Here is a 17,448-nt window from a genome sequence, read left to right as displayed (position 1 = left end):
GAAGCGCTTCAGCGCGTCTTGGCCGCCTGGGCGATGCGGGTCATCGCGTCCTTGGCGCTCATCTTGTCGCTGTTCCAGAACTGGCTCACCACGTCCTTGATCGCGCCCTCGGTCGCGGAAGGAACGGCCATGCCGTGCGCGATGCTGGGCACCAGGCCGCCGCTCTTGGCGCTGGCGACGAAGTCCTTGCCGGACGCCTTGGCGCAGTCGTCGAACTTGTCCATCTTCATGTTCAGGCGCACGGGAATAGAGCCCTTGTTGAGGCTGAAGGTCTCCTGGAACTCCGGCGACATGATGGCCGCCGCCAGGTTCTTCTGCGCCTTGACCTTGTCGTCACCCTTGAGCTTGAACATCGCGAACGAGTCGATGTTGAAGGTATAGGCAGCGGCCGTGCCGGGCGCGGCGACGCAGACGAAGTCCTTGCCGGGCTGCTTGCCGGCAGCGACGAACTCGCCCTTGGCCCAGTCGCCCATCAGCTGCATGCCCGCCTCGCCCTTGATCACCATGGCGGTGGCGAGGTTCCAGTCGCGCCCCGGCGCGTTCTTGTCGGTGTAGTCCTTGACCTTCTTGAACGTGGCCAGCACCTTCTCCATGGTCGGGCTGGCCAGCGTGGCCGGGTCCAGCTGCACCAGGGCCTTCTTGTAGAAATCGACGCCGCCCACGCCCAGGGCCACGCTCTCGAAGGTAGTGAAGTCCTGCCAGTTCTGGCCGCCGTGTGCGACCGGGGTCAGGCCGGCCTTCTTGAGCGCCTCGGCGGCGACGAAGAACTCGTCCCAGCTGGCCGGCACCTTGGCGCCCGCCTTCTTGAACGCCTCGGGATTGATCCACAGCCAGTTGACGCGGTGCACGTTGACCGGGGCCGCCACGTAGCTGCCCTTGTACTTCATGATGTCGCTGACCACCTTGGGCAGGGCCTCGTCCCACTTCTCGGCCTTGGCCACGTCGTCGATGTTGGCCAGCACGCCCTCGCGCGCCCACTCCTGGATCGACGGGCCCTTGATCTGCGCGGCCGCCGGCGCGTTGCCCGAGACCACGCGCGATTTCAGCACCGTCATGGCCGAGTCGCCGCCGCCGCCCGCCACGGCGAAATCCTTCCAGCTGTCGCCCTTGGCCTGCAGCGTGGCCTTCAGTGACGCGGCCGCCTTGGCCTCGCCGCCGCTGGTCCAGTAGTGCAGGACCTCGACTTCGCCAGCCTGGGCGAGTCCGGTCAGGGCCAGGACCAGGGCGCCGGCCAGGCGGGTGGATTGCAATTTGATCTGCTGCATGGGGTGTTCTCCGTTCGGGTCTCCATCCTGGGGTCCCGCCGGCTGCGGCCGGCGAGGTCTTGCAGCACCACCTTGTTCCGGTGTGCTGGCCGATGAATATTAAAAATAAATTAATTTATTAATACTAGGTTAAACCCTAGCAGCGAATTAGCCGGAAACCTGGGAAGAGCGACAAGAAACCATTAAGCTTGGCAACCATGAACCTCCTTCTTGCCGAAGACGACGCCCTGTTGGCCGATGCCCTCAGCGCCCAGCTGCGCGGCGCGGGCTTCACGGTGGAGCACGCGCCCAACGGCGCGGTCGCCGAATACCTGCTGCTCAAGCAGCCCTTCGACATCGCCGTACTCGACATCGGCCTGCCCATGCTCGACGGCCTGTCCGTGCTCAGAAAGGTGCGCCAGGCCAAACCCACCCTGCCGGTGCTGCTGCTCACGGCGCTGGACGCGCTGGACGACCGTGTCGCCGGGTTGCAGGCGGGCGCCGACGATTACGTCACCAAGCCCTTCGACTTTCCCGAACTGGAGGCCAGGCTGCACGCCCTGCTGCGCCGCAGCCAGCCGCCCACCGCCGCCTTGCAGCTGGGCCAGCTGCTGCTGGACCGCGAGGCCCGGCGTGCCAGCGTGGCGGGCCAGGCCATCGAGCTCAGCGGGCGCGAGTGGTCGCTGCTGGAGCTGCTGGCAAACCAGCGCGACAAGGTCGTCACCAAGGAGCAGATCAACCAGGCCTGGAGCGGCGAAGGGGCCGAGCCCGCTGCCGGCAACGCCATCGAGGTCTACATCCACCGCCTGCGCCGCAAGCTCGAAGGCTCGGCCCTGGTGATCCGCACCGTACGCGGCCTGGGCTACCTGCTCGAGACCGAGGGCGCGTCGGGCCGCACAGGCGCCTGAACATGGGCCCTTCGCTGCACCGCCAGCTCATGCTGTGGCTGCTGCTGCCGCAGCTGGTGCTGTGGCTGGCCGGCGGCTTCGCGGCTTACAAGCTGGCCGAGCGCTACACCAACGCCGCCATCGACACCAGCCTGTCCCAGGCCTCGCGCGCCCTGGCCCGGCAGGTCAAGCCTATCGGCAACGGCCTGCTGATCGACTTCCCGCGCGCTGCGCAGGACGTGCTCGAGGCCGACCCGGCCGACCGCCTGCTCTACATGGTCAGCACGCCGCCGGGCCAGTTCATCCTCGGCAACCGCAGGCTGCCGTCCCCGCCGCAGTTGGACGCGCCGCGTCTGAACAGCCCCTACTTCTACGACGGCCAGATGGCGCCCGAGGGCGCCGCTGAGACGGCGGCACGCCAGCGCGTGCGCGTGGCGGCGCTCTACCTGGACTGGGGCGACGAAGGCGCGCCGCGCCAGACCATGCTGGTGCAGGTGGCGCGCAGCAGCGCCAACCGCGAGGAGCTGGCGCGCAGCATCCTGTTCGACATGCTGCTGCCCCTGTCCATCCTGGTGCTGCTGATGAGCCTGATCGTCTGGGCCGGCATACGCGCGGGCCTGGCGCCGCTGGCGCGCCTGCGGCGCGAGGTCGAAGGCCGCGCGACCACCGACCTGGCGCCGGTGCAGCTCGAGTCCGCACCGCGCGAGCTGCGCTCGCTGGCGGCCGCGCTCAATGCCCTGCTGGCCGCCGTGCAGCGGAACGTCGCCACCCAGAAGCGATTCATCAGCGACGCCGCGCACCAGCTGCGCACGCCGCTGGCCGGTCTCAAGAGCCAGACCGAGCTGGCCCTGCAGGCCACGACCGACCCCGAGCAGCGCGAGCGCCTCATGCGCGTGCAGCAAAGCGCCGCGCGCAGCGCTCACCTGATCAGCCAGCTGCTGACGCTGGCGCGCGCCGAACCCGAATCGGCCGCCGCCCAGGGGCGCGGCCGGGTCGAGCTGCGGCGACTGGCCCGCGAGCTCACCGCCGAATGCGTGCCGCGCGCCTTGCGCGCCGGCGTCGACCTGGGCCTGGGCAGCGCGCCGCAGGGCGACGAGGCCGCCGAGCCCGAGCTCGTGGTGCTGGGCAACGCCCTGCTGCTGCGCGAGGCCCTGGGCAACCTGATAGACAACGCCATACGCTACGCAGGCCAAGGCGCCGCGGTCACGGTGGCCCTGCGCCGCGAGGACGACCAGGCCGTGATCGAGGTGACCGACAGCGGCCCGGGCTTGGCGCCCGAGCAGCGCGAGCAGGTGTTCGAGCGCTTCGTGCGCGCCACTGACCGGGGCGAAGGCTGCGGCCTGGGCCTGGCCATCGTCAAGGAGATCGTGGAGCGCCACGCCGGCCGGGTGTCGCTAGAGGAGGCCCTGCCCCACGGTCTGCGGGCCGTGATCCGGCTGCCGCTGGCCGGGCCCGCCAGCAGCGCTTCGCCCCCCGACACCGCCTCTGCCAGCTGATGCGGCCGGCCTCCGAATCACCCTGTTCCCCATGCCAGAGACCCACACCATGTCCAGTTCTACCTCCACCGATACCGCCGACGCGGTCGCGCTCGTTGGCGATGTGGGCGGCACCAACGCCCGCTTCGCCCTCGTCCGCACCCCGGGTGGGCGGCCCGAGGCCCCGCTCACGCTGGCGACCGCCGACTACCCCGATCTGGCGGCCGCGCTACAGGCTTACCTCGCTCAGGCCGGCCACCCTGCCGTGCGCGAAGCGGCGGTGGCCATCGCCAACCCCATAGCCGGCGACGCGGTCCGCATGACCAACAACCACTGGACCTTCTCCATCGAAGCCACGCGGCGCCAGCTCGGCCTCACGCGGCTGGTCCTGCTCAACGACTGGGAAGCCCTGGCGCTGGCGGCCCCGGCCCTGCCGGCCGAGGCGTTGTCCGCGGTCGGCGGCGGCCAGGCCGTGGCCGATGCGCCGCGCGCGCTGATCGGCCCCGGCACCGGGCTGGGCGTGGCCTCGCTGGTGCGCTCGCGCCGCGGCGAATGGGTGGCGATCCCGGGCGAAGGCGGCCATGTCACGCTGGCCCCCACCTGCGATCGCGAAGCCCGCATCATCGAGCGGCTGTGGCGGCGCTGGGACCATGTGTCGGCCGAGCGCCTGGTCTCGGGCATGGGCCTGGAAAACCTCTACGCCGCCATTGCCGCGCTGGACGGCGTGCCGGTCCAGGCCTGGAACGCGGCCGAGGTCTGCCGCCAGGGCCTGGCCGGCAGCGACCCGCAGAGCGCCGAGGCCCTGGCCCGCTTCTGCGGCCTGCTGGGCAGCGTGGCCGGCAACCTGGCGCTGACCCTGGGCGCGCGCGGCGGCGTCTACATCGGCGGCGGCATCGTGCCGCGCCTGGGCAACTATTTCGCACGCTCGCCGTTTCGCGCGCAGTTCGAGGCCAAGGGCCGCTTCAGGGATTACCTGGCCCGCATCCCAACCTGGGTCATCCTCGACCCGCATCCGGCCTTGACCGGCGCCGCGCTGGCCCTGCATGACAGCCCCCAGGCCTGACGGGAACAGGGAACGCCTGCGGCCAGGCCGCAAGGGCTTTATGCGCAGAAAGAATATATCAACAACTAAAAAATCGTTTGTTTCCGCATAAAGAAACCCTAAAGTCGTGCCCATGCATGAATTCGGCTTCGTCTTTGCAGGGTTTTTCGTTGGCCTGGTGGTCGGCCTGACCGGCGTGGGAGGCGGCTCGCTGATGACGCCGCTGCTGATCTTCTTCTTCGGCATCAAACCCTACCTGGCGGTCGGCACCGACCTGTTGTTCGCCGCCTTCACTAAGTCGGGCGGCACCCTGAGCCTGGCGCGCCAGCGTCTGGTGCCCTGGCGCGTGGTCGGCCTGCTCTGCGCCGGCAGCATTCCGGCCTCGCTGCTCACCCTCACGGTGCTGCACCGCATCGGCCCGGCCAGCCCCTCGGCCCAGGCCCTGATGACAAACACCCTCGGCGTCGCCCTGCTGCTGACGGCCGCCGCCATGTTCTACAAGGCGGTGCGCGGCAAGCAGGCGCCGCGCAGCCTGGCCCAGGCCGACCTCGCCCAGGCCACGCGCGCGCGCCACTGGAGCCTGCCGGTGCTGTTCGGCGCCCTGCTCGGCACCCTGGTCACGCTGACCTCGGTGGGTGCCGGCGCCGTCGGCGTCACCGTGCTGCTGATCCTGTTCCCGCGCCTGCCGCTGCCGCGCATCGTGGCGGCCGACATCGCCTATGCCGTGCCGCTGACCCTGGTGGCGGGCCTGGGCCATGCCTCTCTGGGATCGGTAGACTGGCCCCTGCTGGCCAAACTGCTGGTCGGCTCGCTGCCTGGCATCTGGATCGGTTCGCGCCTGGTGAACCGCACGCCGGAGCGCCTGATCCGTTCGATTCTCTCCGTGCTGCTCGCCTGGGCCGGCACCAAACTGGTCTTGATTTAGGGCCTGTTCACACTGTTTTTACCAGATGCGTTGCGGATCAAAAAGACCATGCGCAAGGCGCGAAACGCAGCCGGGGTCGGGCCCCGGCGATGTTTCGCAACGCGGCGCATGGCCTTTTTGGCCGCAACCCGAAGGGAACGTGGTAAAAACCGCGCCACTCGTTGTTGCACTCCTAGCCCAGGCAGCCAGCCTGGGCGTCGTCGCGCGCCTAGATTGGCGCGGTTTTAACCACGTTCGCACTGGCAAAAACAGTGTGAGCAGGCCCTAGTTTTCGCCATGTACCAATACACCGACTTCGACAAACAGTTCGTCCGCCTGCGCGCGGCCCAGCACCGCGACCAGCTCGAGCGCTGGCAGGCCGGCCAGCTCGGCGACGACGAGTTCCGTCCGCTGCGCCTGCAGAACGGCTGGTACGTGCAGCGCTACGCGCCCATGCTGCGCGTGGCCGTGCCCTACGGCGAGATCTCCAGCGCCCAGTTGCGCGTGCTGGCCCGCATCGCGCGCGAGTACGACCAGCCCGAGCCCGCCCTCTACGCCGAGGCCCAGGCCAAGCAGGACCAGATCAGCCGCGTGCCCGCGCCGCGCCTGGCCAAGGGCTACGCCCACTTCACCACGCGCCAGAACGTGCAGTACAACTGGATTCCGCTGGCCAAGTCGGCCGACGTGATGGACCTGCTGGCCAGCGTCAACATGCACGGCATCCAGACCAGCGGCAACTGCATACGCAACATCACCAGCGACGAGCTGGCCGGCATTGCCGTGGACGAGGTCGCCGACCCACGCCCCTTCGCCGAGATCATGCGCCAGTGGAGCACGCTGCACCCCGAGTTCGCCTTCCTGCCGCGCAAGTTCAAGATCGCCATCACCGGCGCCGCCGAGGACCGCGCGGCCATCGCCTGGCACGACGTGGGCCTGCAGCTGGTCAGGAACGAGGCTGGGGAGCTGGGCTTCAAGGTGCTGGTGGGCGGCGGCATGGGCCGCACGCCGGTCATCGCCACCGTGATCCGCGAGTTCCTGCCCTGGAATCAGATCATGAACTACCTGGAAGCCGTGGTGCGCGTCTACAACCGCTGGGGCCGGCGCGACAACATCTACAAGGCGCGCATCAAGATCCTGGTCAAGGCCGAGGGCCAGCGCTACATCGACGAGGTCGAGGCCGAGTACCGCCAGATCATGGAGCACGATGGCGCGCCGCACACCATCCCCCAGGCCGAGCTCGACCGCGTGGCGGCCTGCTTCGTGCCGCCCGCCCTGCCGGCTGCCCAGCCCGAGGGCGAGAAGAAGATCACCGAGCTGCTGCGCGCCGCCGGCGACGACAAGGCCTTTGGCCGCTGGCTGGAGCGCAACGTCGCCCCGCACAGGAACCCCGAGCTGCGCGCCGTGACCCTGTCGTTCAAGCGGCTGGGCCAGGCCCCCGGCGATGCCACGGCCGAACAGCTCGAGCGCGCGGCCCAGCTGGCCGACCAGTTCTCGGCCGGCGAGGCCCGCGTGACGCACGACCAGAACCTGCTGCTGCCCTGGGTACGCCACGACCAGCTGCCCGAGCTCTGGCGCGCCGCGCGCGAGGCCGGCTTCGCCAGCCCCAACATCGGCCTGCTGACCGACATGATCTCCTGCCCCGGCGGCGACTTCTGCGCCCTGGCCAACGCACGCGCCATTCCCGTGGCCGCGGCCATCACCGAGCGCTACCAGGACCTGGACGAGCTCTACGACCTGGGCGAGATCGATCTGCACATCAGCGGCTGCATCAACTCCTGCGGCCACCACCACAGCGGCCACATCGGCATCCTGGGCGTGGACAAGGACGGCAAGGAGTGGTACCAGGTCACGCTCGGCGGCTCGGACGGCTCCGACCTGTCGGGCCCGGCCACGCCGGGCAAGGTGGTCGGCCCCTCGTTCTCGGCGGCCGAGGTGCCCGACGTGATCGAGGCCGTGCTCGACACCTACCGAGCCCAGCGCCAGGGCGGCGAGACCTTCGCCGCCACCCTGCGCCGCGTCGGCGCCGATCCCTTCAAGCAGGCCGCCAACGGCGCCCGCCATCCCGAGGAAGCCGTCGCCTGAGCCGCACCGACGATAGAGAATTCACCATGAAACTGCTTGCCGCTCACGAACACAGCGCCGAAGTCGCCGGCCGGAACATCCTGCAACTGGCCAACGACGTCGACCCCCGCACGGTTTCGCTCGAAGGCGTGGACCGCATCGACCTGAACTTCCCCAAGTTCACCGACGGCCGCGCCTACAGCCAGGCCTTCCTGCTGCGCCGCCGCCTGGGCTTCACCGGCGAGATCCGCGCCACCGGCGACGTGCTGATCGACCAGCTGGTGCAGATGCAGCGCACCGGCTTCGACGTGGCCGTGCTGCGCGAGGGCCTGGACGCCAGTGCCGCCCAGCGCCAGTTCGACCGCTACCGCGCCTTCTACCAGGGCGACGCCGTCACCACCGAGCCGCTGTTCTCACGAAAGGCCGCCTGATGAGCAACGTCTCCAGCCTGCTGCCGCCCGCCGGCGGTACCGCGCCGACCGCCATCGAGCTCTACGCCCGCCCCTCCGAGGACTTCGAGGCCAAGCTGGCCGAGGCCCAGGCCGTGCTGCGCGAGGCGGCCCAGCATGCGCCAGCCACCCAGGCCTCCAGCCTGGGCGCCGAGGACATGGTGATCACGCACCTGATCAACACTCTCGAGCTTCCGATCAGCGTCTTCGTGCTCGAGACCGGCCGCCTGCACGCCGAAACCCTGGCCGTGCTGGAGCGGCTCCAGGCCACGTCGAAAGCGCCGGTCCATGTCTATCGCCCGGTGAACGAGGCCGTGGTCCAGTTCGTGAACCGCGAAGGCCTGGACGCGATGTACAAGAGCATAGAGCTGCGCAAGGCCTGCTGCCACATCCGCAAGATCGAGCCGCTCGAGCGCGCCCTGGCCGGCCACAAGGCCTGGATCACCGGCCTGCGCCGCGAGCAGTCGGGCGCGCGCGCCGAGGTGCCGCTGCGCGACGAGAGCGAGCTCGCCGCCAAGGGCCGGCTCAAGTACAACCCGCTGGCCAACTGGACCTGGGGCGATGTCTGGCACTACATCCAGACCTACGACGTGGCCTACAACCCGCTGCACGACCGCTTCTACCCCAGCATAGGCTGCGAGCCCTGCACGCGCGCCATCAGCCTGGGCGAGGACTTCCGCGCCGGCCGCTGGTGGTGGGAGGACGAGGCCGCCAAGGAATGCGGCCTGCACGTCAAGAAGGACGACAAGGCCGCCGCATGAACGCCCGAACCCTAACCGAAGAACTGCTGAAAAGCACAGCCATGAGCAACGAACACCATCTGAGCAACGCGCACCTCGACGCTTTGGAAGAAGAGACCATCTTCATCCTGCGCGAGGTCGCCGCCACTTTCGAGCGCCCCGCCCTGCTGTTCTCCGGCGGCAAGGACTCGCTGGTGCTGCTCAAGTGCGCCGAGAAGGCCTTCGGCGCCGGCCGCATCCCCTATCCGCTGCTGATGATAGACACCGGCCACAACTTCCCCGAGGTGACCGACTTCCGCGATTTCCGCGCCAAGGAGCTGCAGGCCGAGCTCATCGTGCGCAGCGTCGAGGACTCGATGGCGCGCGGCACGGTGCGCCTGGCCCATCCGGGCGAGAGCCGCAACGTGCACCAGTCGGTCACGCTGCTCGAGTCGATCGAGGAGTTCCGCTTCGACGCGCTGATCGGCGGCGCGCGCCGCGACGAGGAAAAGGCGCGCGCCAAGGAGCGCATCTTCTCGCACCGCGACAGCTTCGGCCAATGGCAGCCCAAGGCCCAGCGCCCCGAGCTCTGGACCCTGTTCAACACCCGGCTGCAGCCCGGCGAGCATTTCCGCGTGTTCCCGATCAGCAACTGGACCGAGCTCGACGTCTGGCAGTACATCGAGCGCGAGCAGATCGCCCTGCCCTCGATCTACTACACGCACAAGCGCGAGGTGGTGGACCGCCGCGGCCTGCTGGTGCCGGTGACCGAGCTCACGCCGCCGCGCGAGGACGAGCAGGTGCAGCTGCGCGACGTGCGCTTTCGCACCGTCGGCGACATCACCTGCACCTGCCCGGTGGAGAGCCTGGCCGCCACGGCCGGCGACATCGTGATCGAGACGCTGGCCGCCGACGTCAGCGAGCGCGGCGCCACGCGCATGGACGACAAGACTTCGGACGCTTCCATGGAGAAGCGCAAGAAAGACGGGTATTTCTGATGAGCCAGACCAATTCGACCGCCCCCAACGACACGCAGACCGCACTCAAGTTCATCACCTGCGGCTCGGTCGACGACGGCAAGAGCACGCTGATCGGCCGCCTGCTGGTGGACAGCAAGGCCGTGCTGCAGGACCACCTGGCCGGCGTGCAGCGCCAGGGCGAGACCGACCTGGCCCTGCTGACCGACGGCCTGTCGGCCGAGCGCGAGCAGGGCATCACCATCGACGTGGCCTACCGCTACTTCAGCACCGAGGACCGCAAGTTCATCATCGGCGACGCGCCGGGCCATGAGCAGTACACGCGCAACATGGTCACGGCCGCCTCCAGCGCCGACGCCGCCGTGGTGCTGGTCGACGCAACCAAGCTGCAATGGCAGGACCCGGCCCTGGCCCTGCTGCCGCAGACGCGCCGCCACTCGCTGCTGGTCAACCTGCTGCGCGTACCCTCCATCGTGTTCGCGGTCAACAAGCTCGACGCCGTGGAAGACAGCGCCGTCGCCTTCAAGCACATCGCCGCGGCGCTCAGCGCCTTCGCGGCCGAGGCCGGCATTCCGGTCAAGGCCACCGTGCCGGTGTCGGCGCTCAAGGGCTGGAACGTGGTCGATACCGCGGCCGAGGCCGGCTGGTGCGGCTACCAGGGCCCTACCCTGCTGCAGATCCTGGAAAAGCTGCCGGTCACGGCCGCCGACACCTCGCTGCCCTTCGCCTTCCCGGTGCAGTGGGTCGAGAAGTTCTCGTCCTCCGCCGACACCTCCCAGGGCCGCCGCGTGTTCTGGGGCCGCGTCGCCACCGGCCTGGCCCAGCCCGGCCAGCGCGTCAAGGTGCTGCCCAGCGGCCAGAGCGCCGTGATCGCCCAGGTGCTGAGCCATGTGCGCCAGCCCAAGGACGTTCCGGCCGGCCACGGCGCGGGCATAGCGCTGGACCGCGAGGTCGACGTCTCGCGCGGCGACTGGCTGCTCGCGGTGCAGGACGACGGCTCCAGCCTCGAGCCCAGCCGCGAGATCCGCGCCACCGTGGCCTGGCTGGACGACGAGACCCTGGTCGCCGGCCGCGTCTACTGGGCGCTGCATGGCCACCGCTGGGTCAAGGCCAAGGTCAAGCGCATCGTGCACCGGCTGAACATCAACACCCTGGCCGAAGAGGACGCGAACCAGCTCGAACCGAACGCCATCGGCCACATCGAGCTGGCCCTGCAGGAGCCCCTGGCCACCCTGCCCTACGGCGTGTCGCGCGCCCTCGGATCGCTGGTGCTGGTGGACACGGCCACGCACAAGACCTCCGGGGCCGTGCTGGTCGGCTGAGCCAGGTCAAGCAACCCCTGTGCCGACGCGGCCAGGCCCTGTCCGCCGCGTCGAAATTCCCTAGAATCAAGGGTTTCCTCCCATTTCAGACAGTACAACATGACCCACGTCGTCACCGAAGCCTGCATCCGCTGCAAATACACCGATTGCGTCGACGTCTGCCCCGTGGACTGCTTCCGCGAAGGCCCTAACTTCCTCACCATCGACCCCGACGAGTGCATCGACTGCGCGGTCTGCATCCCCGAGTGCCCGGTCAACGCGATCTACGCCGAGGAAGACGTACCGGCCGACCAGCAGCACATGACCGTGCTCAACGCCGAGCTGGCCAAGCTGCCGGAATGGAAGAGCATCACCAAGCGCAAGCCGGCCCTGCCCGACGCCGAGGAGTGGAAGGACAAGACCGGCAAGCTCGGCGAACTGCAGCGCTGAGCCCTTGGCCATGGATGTCCGGCTCGACCAGGAAGTGATCCACACCGCCCAGGCCCATGAAGGCCCGATCGAGACCGATGCCGTCATCGTGGGCGCCGGCCCGGTGGGCCTGTTCCAGGTGTTCGAGCTCGGCCTGCTGGAGATCAAGGCCCATGTGATCGACGCGCTGCCCTACCCCGGCGGCCAGCCGGTAGAGCTCTATCCCGACAAGCCGATCTACGACATTCCCGCGGTCCCGGTCTGCACCGGCCGCGAGCTCGCCGACGCCCTGCTCAAGCAGATCGAGCCCTTCGGCGCGAGCTTCCACCTGGGCCAGGAAGTGAGCGCCGTGGAGAAGCAGCCCGACGGCCGCTTTCACGTCGCGACCTCCAAGGGCATGCGCTTTCTCACCAAGACCCTGTTCATCGCCGCCGGCGTGGGCGCCTTCCAGCCGCGCCAGCTCAAAGTGGAGGGCCTGGAGAAGTTCGAAGACTCGCAGCTGTTCTACCGCGTGAAGAACCCGGCCGAGTTTGCCGGCAAGAACCTGATCATCGTCGGCGGCGGCGATTCGGCGCTGGACTGGGCGCTGAACTTCGCCGCCGAGGGCCCGAACCGGGCCGAAAACGTGATCCTGATCCACCGCCGCGACGGCTTCCAGGCCGCGCCCGCCAGCGTCGCCAGGATGCGAGAGCTCTGCGAGCGCCTGGAGATGCAGTTCATCGTCGGCCAGATCACGGGTTGCGAGGAAAAGGACGGCCGGCTCAGCGCCGTCAAGGTCACCGGCCCGGACGCTGTGACGCGCGTGGTGCCGCTGGACCTGCTGCTGGTGTTCTTCGGCCTGAGCCCCAAGCTGGGCCCGATCGCCGAATGGGGCCTTCAGATCGAGCGCAAGCAGCTCGTGGTCGACACCGAGAAGTTCTCCACCAGCGTGCCCGGCATCTTCGCCGTGGGCGACATCAATACCTATCCCGGCAAGAAGAAGCTCATTCTCTGCGGCTTCCACGAATGCGCCCTCGCCGCCTTCGGCGCCGTGCCCTTCGTCTTCCCGGAAAAGCGCGTGCAACTGCAGTACACGACCACCAGCACCAAGCTGCACAAGGTGCTGGGGGTCGAGTCGCCGGTGTTCGACTGAGCGGCGCCGCGCCACGACAAGGCGAACCAAGCCCGGCACGCATGGGCTGCTTCAGTTTCGACGGGTCTACTTAGCGAGTATCAGTGCGGCCGTCGGGACGGCGGGCAACAGGACCAGAATCAGCGCCGCGACGAAGTGACGTCGAAGCCGAAGCCCCGGTTGACCTGCGTTCGCCCAAAGCGTGGCGAGAACACCCGTCAACAAGCCAAACGGCACACAGATCATGAATATCAGCGGCACCAGCATATCGCCGTCGTTCTCATACAGCCGCCCGTCCCCCACCATGTCGGTCAGCATGGGCACGATCAGCCACGCCAAGGGTCCCAGAGCGGCCAAGCCGCAACGACCGAGGCCTGTGCTCAGGAACCGTGATGCCCCGCCCGTCGCACCCATGGTCAAGCTGGTTCTCGCGTGGCGTTGGAAGACCTTCGGCCGGAACAGGAAGACGATGAGGGACAGCACGGCCGCGACCAGGATCAGGCTCAGCCAGGACAGGGGGAGCCTTTGCGCGAGGCCGCTCACGGCATCCCATGCCAGCACCATGGGCATGAAGATGAAGATCATCAGCAACGGGAAAAGAATCACCGGACAGGTCAGCAGGAACGTCGCGCCCCATACCACGATCAGCCCCCCCTCGTTGTCGTAATCCAGCCGGCGAACGCCTGCCGTGACCAGGGAGGCGCCGAGCACCCCGTTGAACAACGACAGTCCCAGGCGCACGGGGCCGTCCTGCGCAAACAGACCCAGGCCAAAGATCTGCGTCCACATGCCGAGCAGCAGGAACGCCACGCCGGCCGCGACAAACAGCCTACCGATGAGTTTGTGACTGAACATGTAAGCACCTCCAGAAATCGCGAATCGCATCACGGCCTCTTGATCTCCCACAGCGCCACGATGCCGTCTCGCGTGCAAGTGGCCAGGGTCTTACCGTCACGAGCAAGGGCCAGGGCCACGATGGGGGCGGCATGGGCCAGAAACCTGTCGTGCAACTGGCCGGTGGAGAGATCGAAGAAGGCCACGCTGCCGTCCCTGCTGCCGATGACGACCTCCGCGCCAATGAAGGCCAGCGGAACTGGCAGTTCCGTGGTCGCTGAGAACCTCAGGCGCACTCGGTGAGCTCCGACATCCCACAGAGTCACCTCGCCCGCGCCACCCGCGATAGCCAGCGTTCGGCCGTCGGGTGCGAAAGCGGCCTTAGGATAAGACGTAGCGCTCGGGAGCCTGCCATGCACCCGACGCTTGGCCATGTCCCACAGCGTGACCTCGCTTTCGTCGCTCGCAATCGCCACCGTGCGGCCGTCGGGCGAAAAGGCGACGCCCGTAACCCAACGCCAACGCGGGGACCCGCTGAGGGTGGCTTGCAGTTTCCCACTCGCCAGGTCCCACAGCTTGGCGGTCTTGTCGTCGCTCACCGTGGCGAGCGTGCGACCGTCCGGCGCCATCGCCATGACATGGGTCTGACCAGTGCGCAGCGTCGCACGCAACTGCCCTGTCGAGACGTCCCAAAGCTTCACGTCCTGATCGTAGGCCCCGACCACCAGGGCTCTCCCGTCGGGGCTGAAAACCAGAGACGATACGCTTCCGATGCGGTCCAGCGTGCGGCGAAGCTGACCTGTGGCGGGATCCCATAGTCTTACCGCTCCGCCACAGGTGGATGCGAGCGTCCCGCCGTCCGGCGCAAAGGTCATGGCGTGGCCACCTGAGCCTTGGGTGACATCGCGATGCCCCGCGAAGCGCACGCGTGGGATGGCCAGGGCGCCTTCCTCGTGGTGCATGGGCTGCGGCCCGGCGGCGTAGACCTGGGCAGATTCAGCCCATGCGGGCCACTGGCTTGCATCCCACAGCTTCACATCCGTGTCTGTCGAGCCCGAAGCCAGGGTCCGTCCGTCGGGCGAGAACGCGACTGCGATGACCGCCCGCCCGTGTCCGCGCAAGGCCTGGATCTCCTTGCCGGAGGCGACATGCCACAACCTCACACTGCGGTCGGCTCCCGCCGAAGCGAGGATCTTGCCGTCGGGTGCGAAGGCCACCGACAGCACAGCATCGGTGTGGCCACGCAGAACCGCCAACTGCTTCCCGGATCTCGCGTCCCACAATCTCACGGTCTTGTCCCGACCGCCGGCCGTCGCCAGGATCCTGCCGTCCGGGGCGAAGGCGACACCATCGACGCCGCTCACATGCCCCTCAAGAATCAGGTGCACCCGATTGGCCGCGAGGTCCCATACCCATACGGTACGGTCCTCCTGGCTTGCAGTCGCAAGCATTCTGCCGTCCGACGAGAGCGACAGGGCGTGAACCGATGCGCGCGCTTTGACACCTACCAAATTGCCGGTCAGGGTTGCGCGGACTCGACGGCTGGCGACGTCCCAGAGTTCGACGGGGCGGTCATGACCCGCCACGACCAAGATCTTGCCATCCGGCGCAAAGGCGACAGCGCTGATCGTCCCCCCGTGTTCTCGCAAAGCGGCAAGCTCCCGCCCGCCGACTGCGTCCCAGAGCCTCACGGTGCCATCCCAGCTTCCCGTCGCCAGGACGCTCGCGTGCGGCGCGAACGCCAGGCTCGAAACGCCACGAGTGTGACCGCTTAGCGAGGTAACGAGGCGGCCAGTGACGGGGTCCCACAAGTGCACGCTGCCGTCGTAGCTCCCAGCAGCCAAGGTCCTTCCGTCTTGTGCGAAGGCCAGCGCGTCGACCGGCCCCAAGGGTCCGGACAGCGTCATGCTGGCTTGGCTAGCAGGGTCGAATCGCTCCTTGCCTTCGCTGGCATCCCACAAGCGCAGGCCGCCGCTGTCGTGGACAGTGACGAGCGCCCTGCCATCGGGAGACAGCGCCATGGACCCCACGTCCTCCTCGGATATGGTGCCGATGCTCAGGAGGTTGCTCAACTGCCAGATCTTGACGTCTTGGCGCCCCGCAACGTACAGGGCGCGCCCGTCGGGGGAAAACAGCAGCGACCTGGGAGAGCTGCAGGGTAAAGCCGCGCGCTCCCGACCGCTGGCGAGATCCCAGAGCCGTACGGTCCCGTCGTAGGCCCCCGTGGCCAGCGTCTTGCCGTCCGGGGAGAACCCAAGAGCGTGAACCTCTCCGCGGTGCCCCTTGAGGGCCATCCGCTTTATCCCGCTGGCCACGTCCCAGAGCGTCACCTCCCTGTCCAGACCTGCAGAGGCCAGGGTCCGGCCATCAGGCGCGAATGCCACCGCGTACACATAGCCCGGGTGTGCTGCCAGGCTCGTCCGGATCCGGCGCTGGGCCAGGTCCCAGAGCTTGACGGTACCGTCTCTACTGGCCGAGGCCAGGAGGCGGCCGTCGGGAGAGAACGCGACCGCATGAATCGAATCTCTGTGTCCCTCGAGGGTCGCCCGCGCCTCCCGCGCTACGGGATCCCAGAGCTTGAGCGCCCCATCCCGCCCCCCTGAGACCAGAGTCTTTCCATCGGGCGAAAACGCAACGGCGTACACCATGTCGGAATGCTTGCCCAAGGTCATCCATGGCAGCAAACTCGCCGCATGCCATAGGCGTACGGTCCCATCGCCGCCACCTGTAGCGACCATCGTGCCGTCAGGGGCGTATGCCACACCGAACAAGGCATCCGATCGCGTCGGCGGTGGAACCCTGGCCTGTCTCTGGAAGGAGGTCCGCGCCTCCTGGTCCTGGAAGTACGTCAACCACAAGCCGTTCGCCACGGCGGCCAGGACAGCCAGCACAAGCAGAAGGCCGCCCATGCGCCGCCACAACGGCGACGGGCAGGCCGAACTTTTTCCATGCAACGAAGTCATGAAATCACCTCGCTACTCGAGTTGCCAACTTGACCCTTGGCCGTCTGCTCTCCGAAGAGCAGGCAGGCATTCGGCCATCCCACGCCAATCAGGCTCTAAGCCCTGCGATGCAAAACGCTTTGCTTTCTTGAGCGCATTCGCAGCGTTCTCAGTACCTGATAGACAGCACAGGCCGCACAAAGGTGTTTGAGACTGTGCCCAGAGACCAGCCCGCCCCATGTAAACACCAGAGAATCGAAGCTCTCGAAGACCTTGGCCAAGAGATACCAGAGGGCCGCGACATAAATATCGTTCTCCCGCGTGTAGGGCGAGGGAAACAGGGCTGTGGCCAGGAGAACCAGCGTGATGCAGCCGTATTGCACGACAAGATAAGGAGTCAGGTTCTCGATGCCCAAGGAGGCGCTGATCTGCCAGTAGCCCGCATTCGCCACGCCCCAGGCAATCAGAGGGAGCAGCAGGCGCAGGCCAGCAGAAGGGCCCACGCGCTCAGTGAGCGTCGCCGCCAGCAGCGACATGAAGGCCAAGGTCATCGGCAGGCGGTCCCATAGCAGGCGCGCGTTGTCCGGGGCTAGGTGGTAGTAGGACGAGCCTGCGCCCGTCAGCGCCACGCCCAGGAAGAACAGCAGATAAGGCCAGCGCTCTGTCTGGTTGCGAAAAGCGGATCTGCAGCGCCCATCAGCCGACAGAAAAACCAGTCCGCTCACCCCGATGGCCACGAAGGGCAAATTGCTCATCACGTCGAGGAAATTCGCCATGCCGAACAGCGATCGCTGGTCTGAAAAATCATGGTAGCTGGTGGACTGGGTTGATGTGGGCAACAGGAACGGCAGGACCAGGAGTCCGGCTGCGGTCGCCATCAGCGTGCCCAGGCGGGCGACATATGGGACGGTGATCATGCTCACGCTCCTTCAAACATAACGGCGGTACTTGAGCACAGCGTCCGCATAAGGCGTGCCATGCCGACTCCACGCGCCAAGCTATTGAAAACATTGGATTATTCAAATCCGCGAGTGCGAAAGCTCAGGAGATGACATACATTGAATGATCACGAG

The 17,448-nt window shown here is 67.6% G+C and carries 15 protein-coding genes; 11 read left to right on the top strand and 4 right to left on the bottom strand.

Features of this window, described 5'->3' with window-relative positions:
* Positions 1–8: 8 nt before the first annotated feature.
* On the bottom strand, positions 9–1,265 hold the full coding sequence (locus FFS10_RS08700) for an ABC transporter substrate-binding protein (RefSeq protein ID WP_137893607.1): 1,257 nt from the start codon (positions 1,263–1,265) through the stop codon (positions 9–11).
* Between the two features lie 197 nt (positions 1,266–1,462).
* Between FFS10_RS08700 and FFS10_RS08695 the strand changes: the two genes are divergently transcribed.
* The 11 genes from FFS10_RS08695 to FFS10_RS08645 all read left to right on the top strand — a co-directional run bounded on the left by FFS10_RS08695 (position 1,463) and on the right by FFS10_RS08645 (position 12,620).
* Complete coding sequence (locus FFS10_RS08695; RefSeq protein ID WP_137893606.1) at positions 1,463–2,152, top strand: response regulator transcription factor; 690 nt, start codon at positions 1,463–1,465, stop codon at positions 2,150–2,152.
* A 2-nt stretch (positions 2,153–2,154) separates the two neighbouring features.
* Entirely contained in the window at positions 2,155–3,627 is a 1,473-nt protein-coding gene (locus tag FFS10_RS08690; protein WP_137893604.1) for a sensor histidine kinase, read from the top strand.
* A 49-nt stretch (positions 3,628–3,676) separates the two neighbouring features.
* The gene (locus tag FFS10_RS08685; protein ID WP_137893707.1) at positions 3,677–4,669 is read left to right on the top strand and encodes a glucokinase; all 993 of its coding nucleotides are present in this window, start codon (positions 3,677–3,679) and stop codon (positions 4,667–4,669) included.
* 112 nt (positions 4,670–4,781) lie between these two features.
* On the top strand, positions 4,782–5,573 hold the full coding sequence (locus FFS10_RS08680; RefSeq protein ID WP_137893602.1) for a sulfite exporter TauE/SafE family protein: 792 nt from the start codon (positions 4,782–4,784) through the stop codon (positions 5,571–5,573).
* A gap of 276 nt (positions 5,574–5,849) precedes the next feature.
* Positions 5,850–7,634: a nitrite/sulfite reductase gene (locus FFS10_RS08675; protein ID WP_137893600.1), complete on the top strand. Its 1,785-nt coding sequence runs from the start codon at positions 5,850–5,852 to the stop codon at positions 7,632–7,634.
* 26 nt (positions 7,635–7,660) lie between these two features.
* Complete coding sequence (locus tag FFS10_RS08670; protein WP_137893598.1) at positions 7,661–8,044, top strand: DUF934 domain-containing protein; 384 nt, start codon at positions 7,661–7,663, stop codon at positions 8,042–8,044.
* Entirely contained in the window at positions 8,044–8,823 is a 780-nt protein-coding gene (locus tag FFS10_RS08665) for a phosphoadenylyl-sulfate reductase (protein ID WP_137893596.1), read from the top strand. Before FFS10_RS08670 ends, FFS10_RS08665 begins: the two co-directional genes overlap by 1 nt.
* Entirely contained in the window at positions 8,820–9,779 is a 960-nt protein-coding gene (cysD, locus tag FFS10_RS08660) for a sulfate adenylyltransferase subunit CysD (protein ID WP_137893594.1), read from the top strand. Before FFS10_RS08665 ends, cysD begins: the two co-directional genes overlap by 4 nt.
* Positions 9,779–11,080, top strand: coding sequence for a sulfate adenylyltransferase subunit 1 (locus tag FFS10_RS08655; RefSeq protein ID WP_137893592.1), 1,302 nt, complete (start codon positions 9,779–9,781; stop codon positions 11,078–11,080). Before cysD ends, FFS10_RS08655 begins: the two co-directional genes overlap by 1 nt.
* Positions 11,081–11,179: 99 nt before the next feature.
* A complete protein-coding gene (gene fdxA, locus FFS10_RS08650) occupies positions 11,180–11,509 on the top strand; it encodes a ferredoxin FdxA (RefSeq protein ID WP_137893590.1) in 330 nt (109 codons plus the stop codon).
* A 10-nt stretch (positions 11,510–11,519) separates the two neighbouring features.
* A complete protein-coding gene (locus tag FFS10_RS08645) occupies positions 11,520–12,620 on the top strand; it encodes an NAD(P)/FAD-dependent oxidoreductase (protein WP_137893588.1) in 1,101 nt (366 codons plus the stop codon).
* A 66-nt stretch (positions 12,621–12,686) separates the two neighbouring features.
* On the opposite strand, the gene FFS10_RS08640 is transcribed toward FFS10_RS08645, so the two are convergent.
* From FFS10_RS08640 to FFS10_RS08630, 3 genes are all read right to left on the bottom strand, one after another.
* On the bottom strand, positions 12,687–13,454 hold the full coding sequence (locus tag FFS10_RS08640; RefSeq protein ID WP_137893586.1) for a hypothetical protein: 768 nt from the start codon (positions 13,452–13,454) through the stop codon (positions 12,687–12,689).
* A gap of 29 nt (positions 13,455–13,483) precedes the next feature.
* The gene (locus FFS10_RS08635; protein WP_137893584.1) at positions 13,484–16,396 is read right to left on the bottom strand and encodes a WD40 repeat domain-containing protein; all 2,913 of its coding nucleotides are present in this window, start codon (positions 16,394–16,396) and stop codon (positions 13,484–13,486) included.
* 95 nt (positions 16,397–16,491) lie between these two features.
* Positions 16,492–17,292, bottom strand: coding sequence for a ceramidase domain-containing protein (locus tag FFS10_RS08630; RefSeq protein WP_137893583.1), 801 nt, complete (start codon positions 17,290–17,292; stop codon positions 16,492–16,494).
* Positions 17,293–17,448 lie beyond the last annotated feature (156 nt).

It is taken from the genome of Ramlibacter sp. 2FC, assembly GCF_005503345.1.
GTDB lineage: Bacteria > Pseudomonadota > Gammaproteobacteria > Burkholderiales > Burkholderiaceae_C > SCMQ01.
Note: the sequence above shows the minus strand (reverse complement) of the source record. Positions and strands in the feature narration are given on the sequence as shown.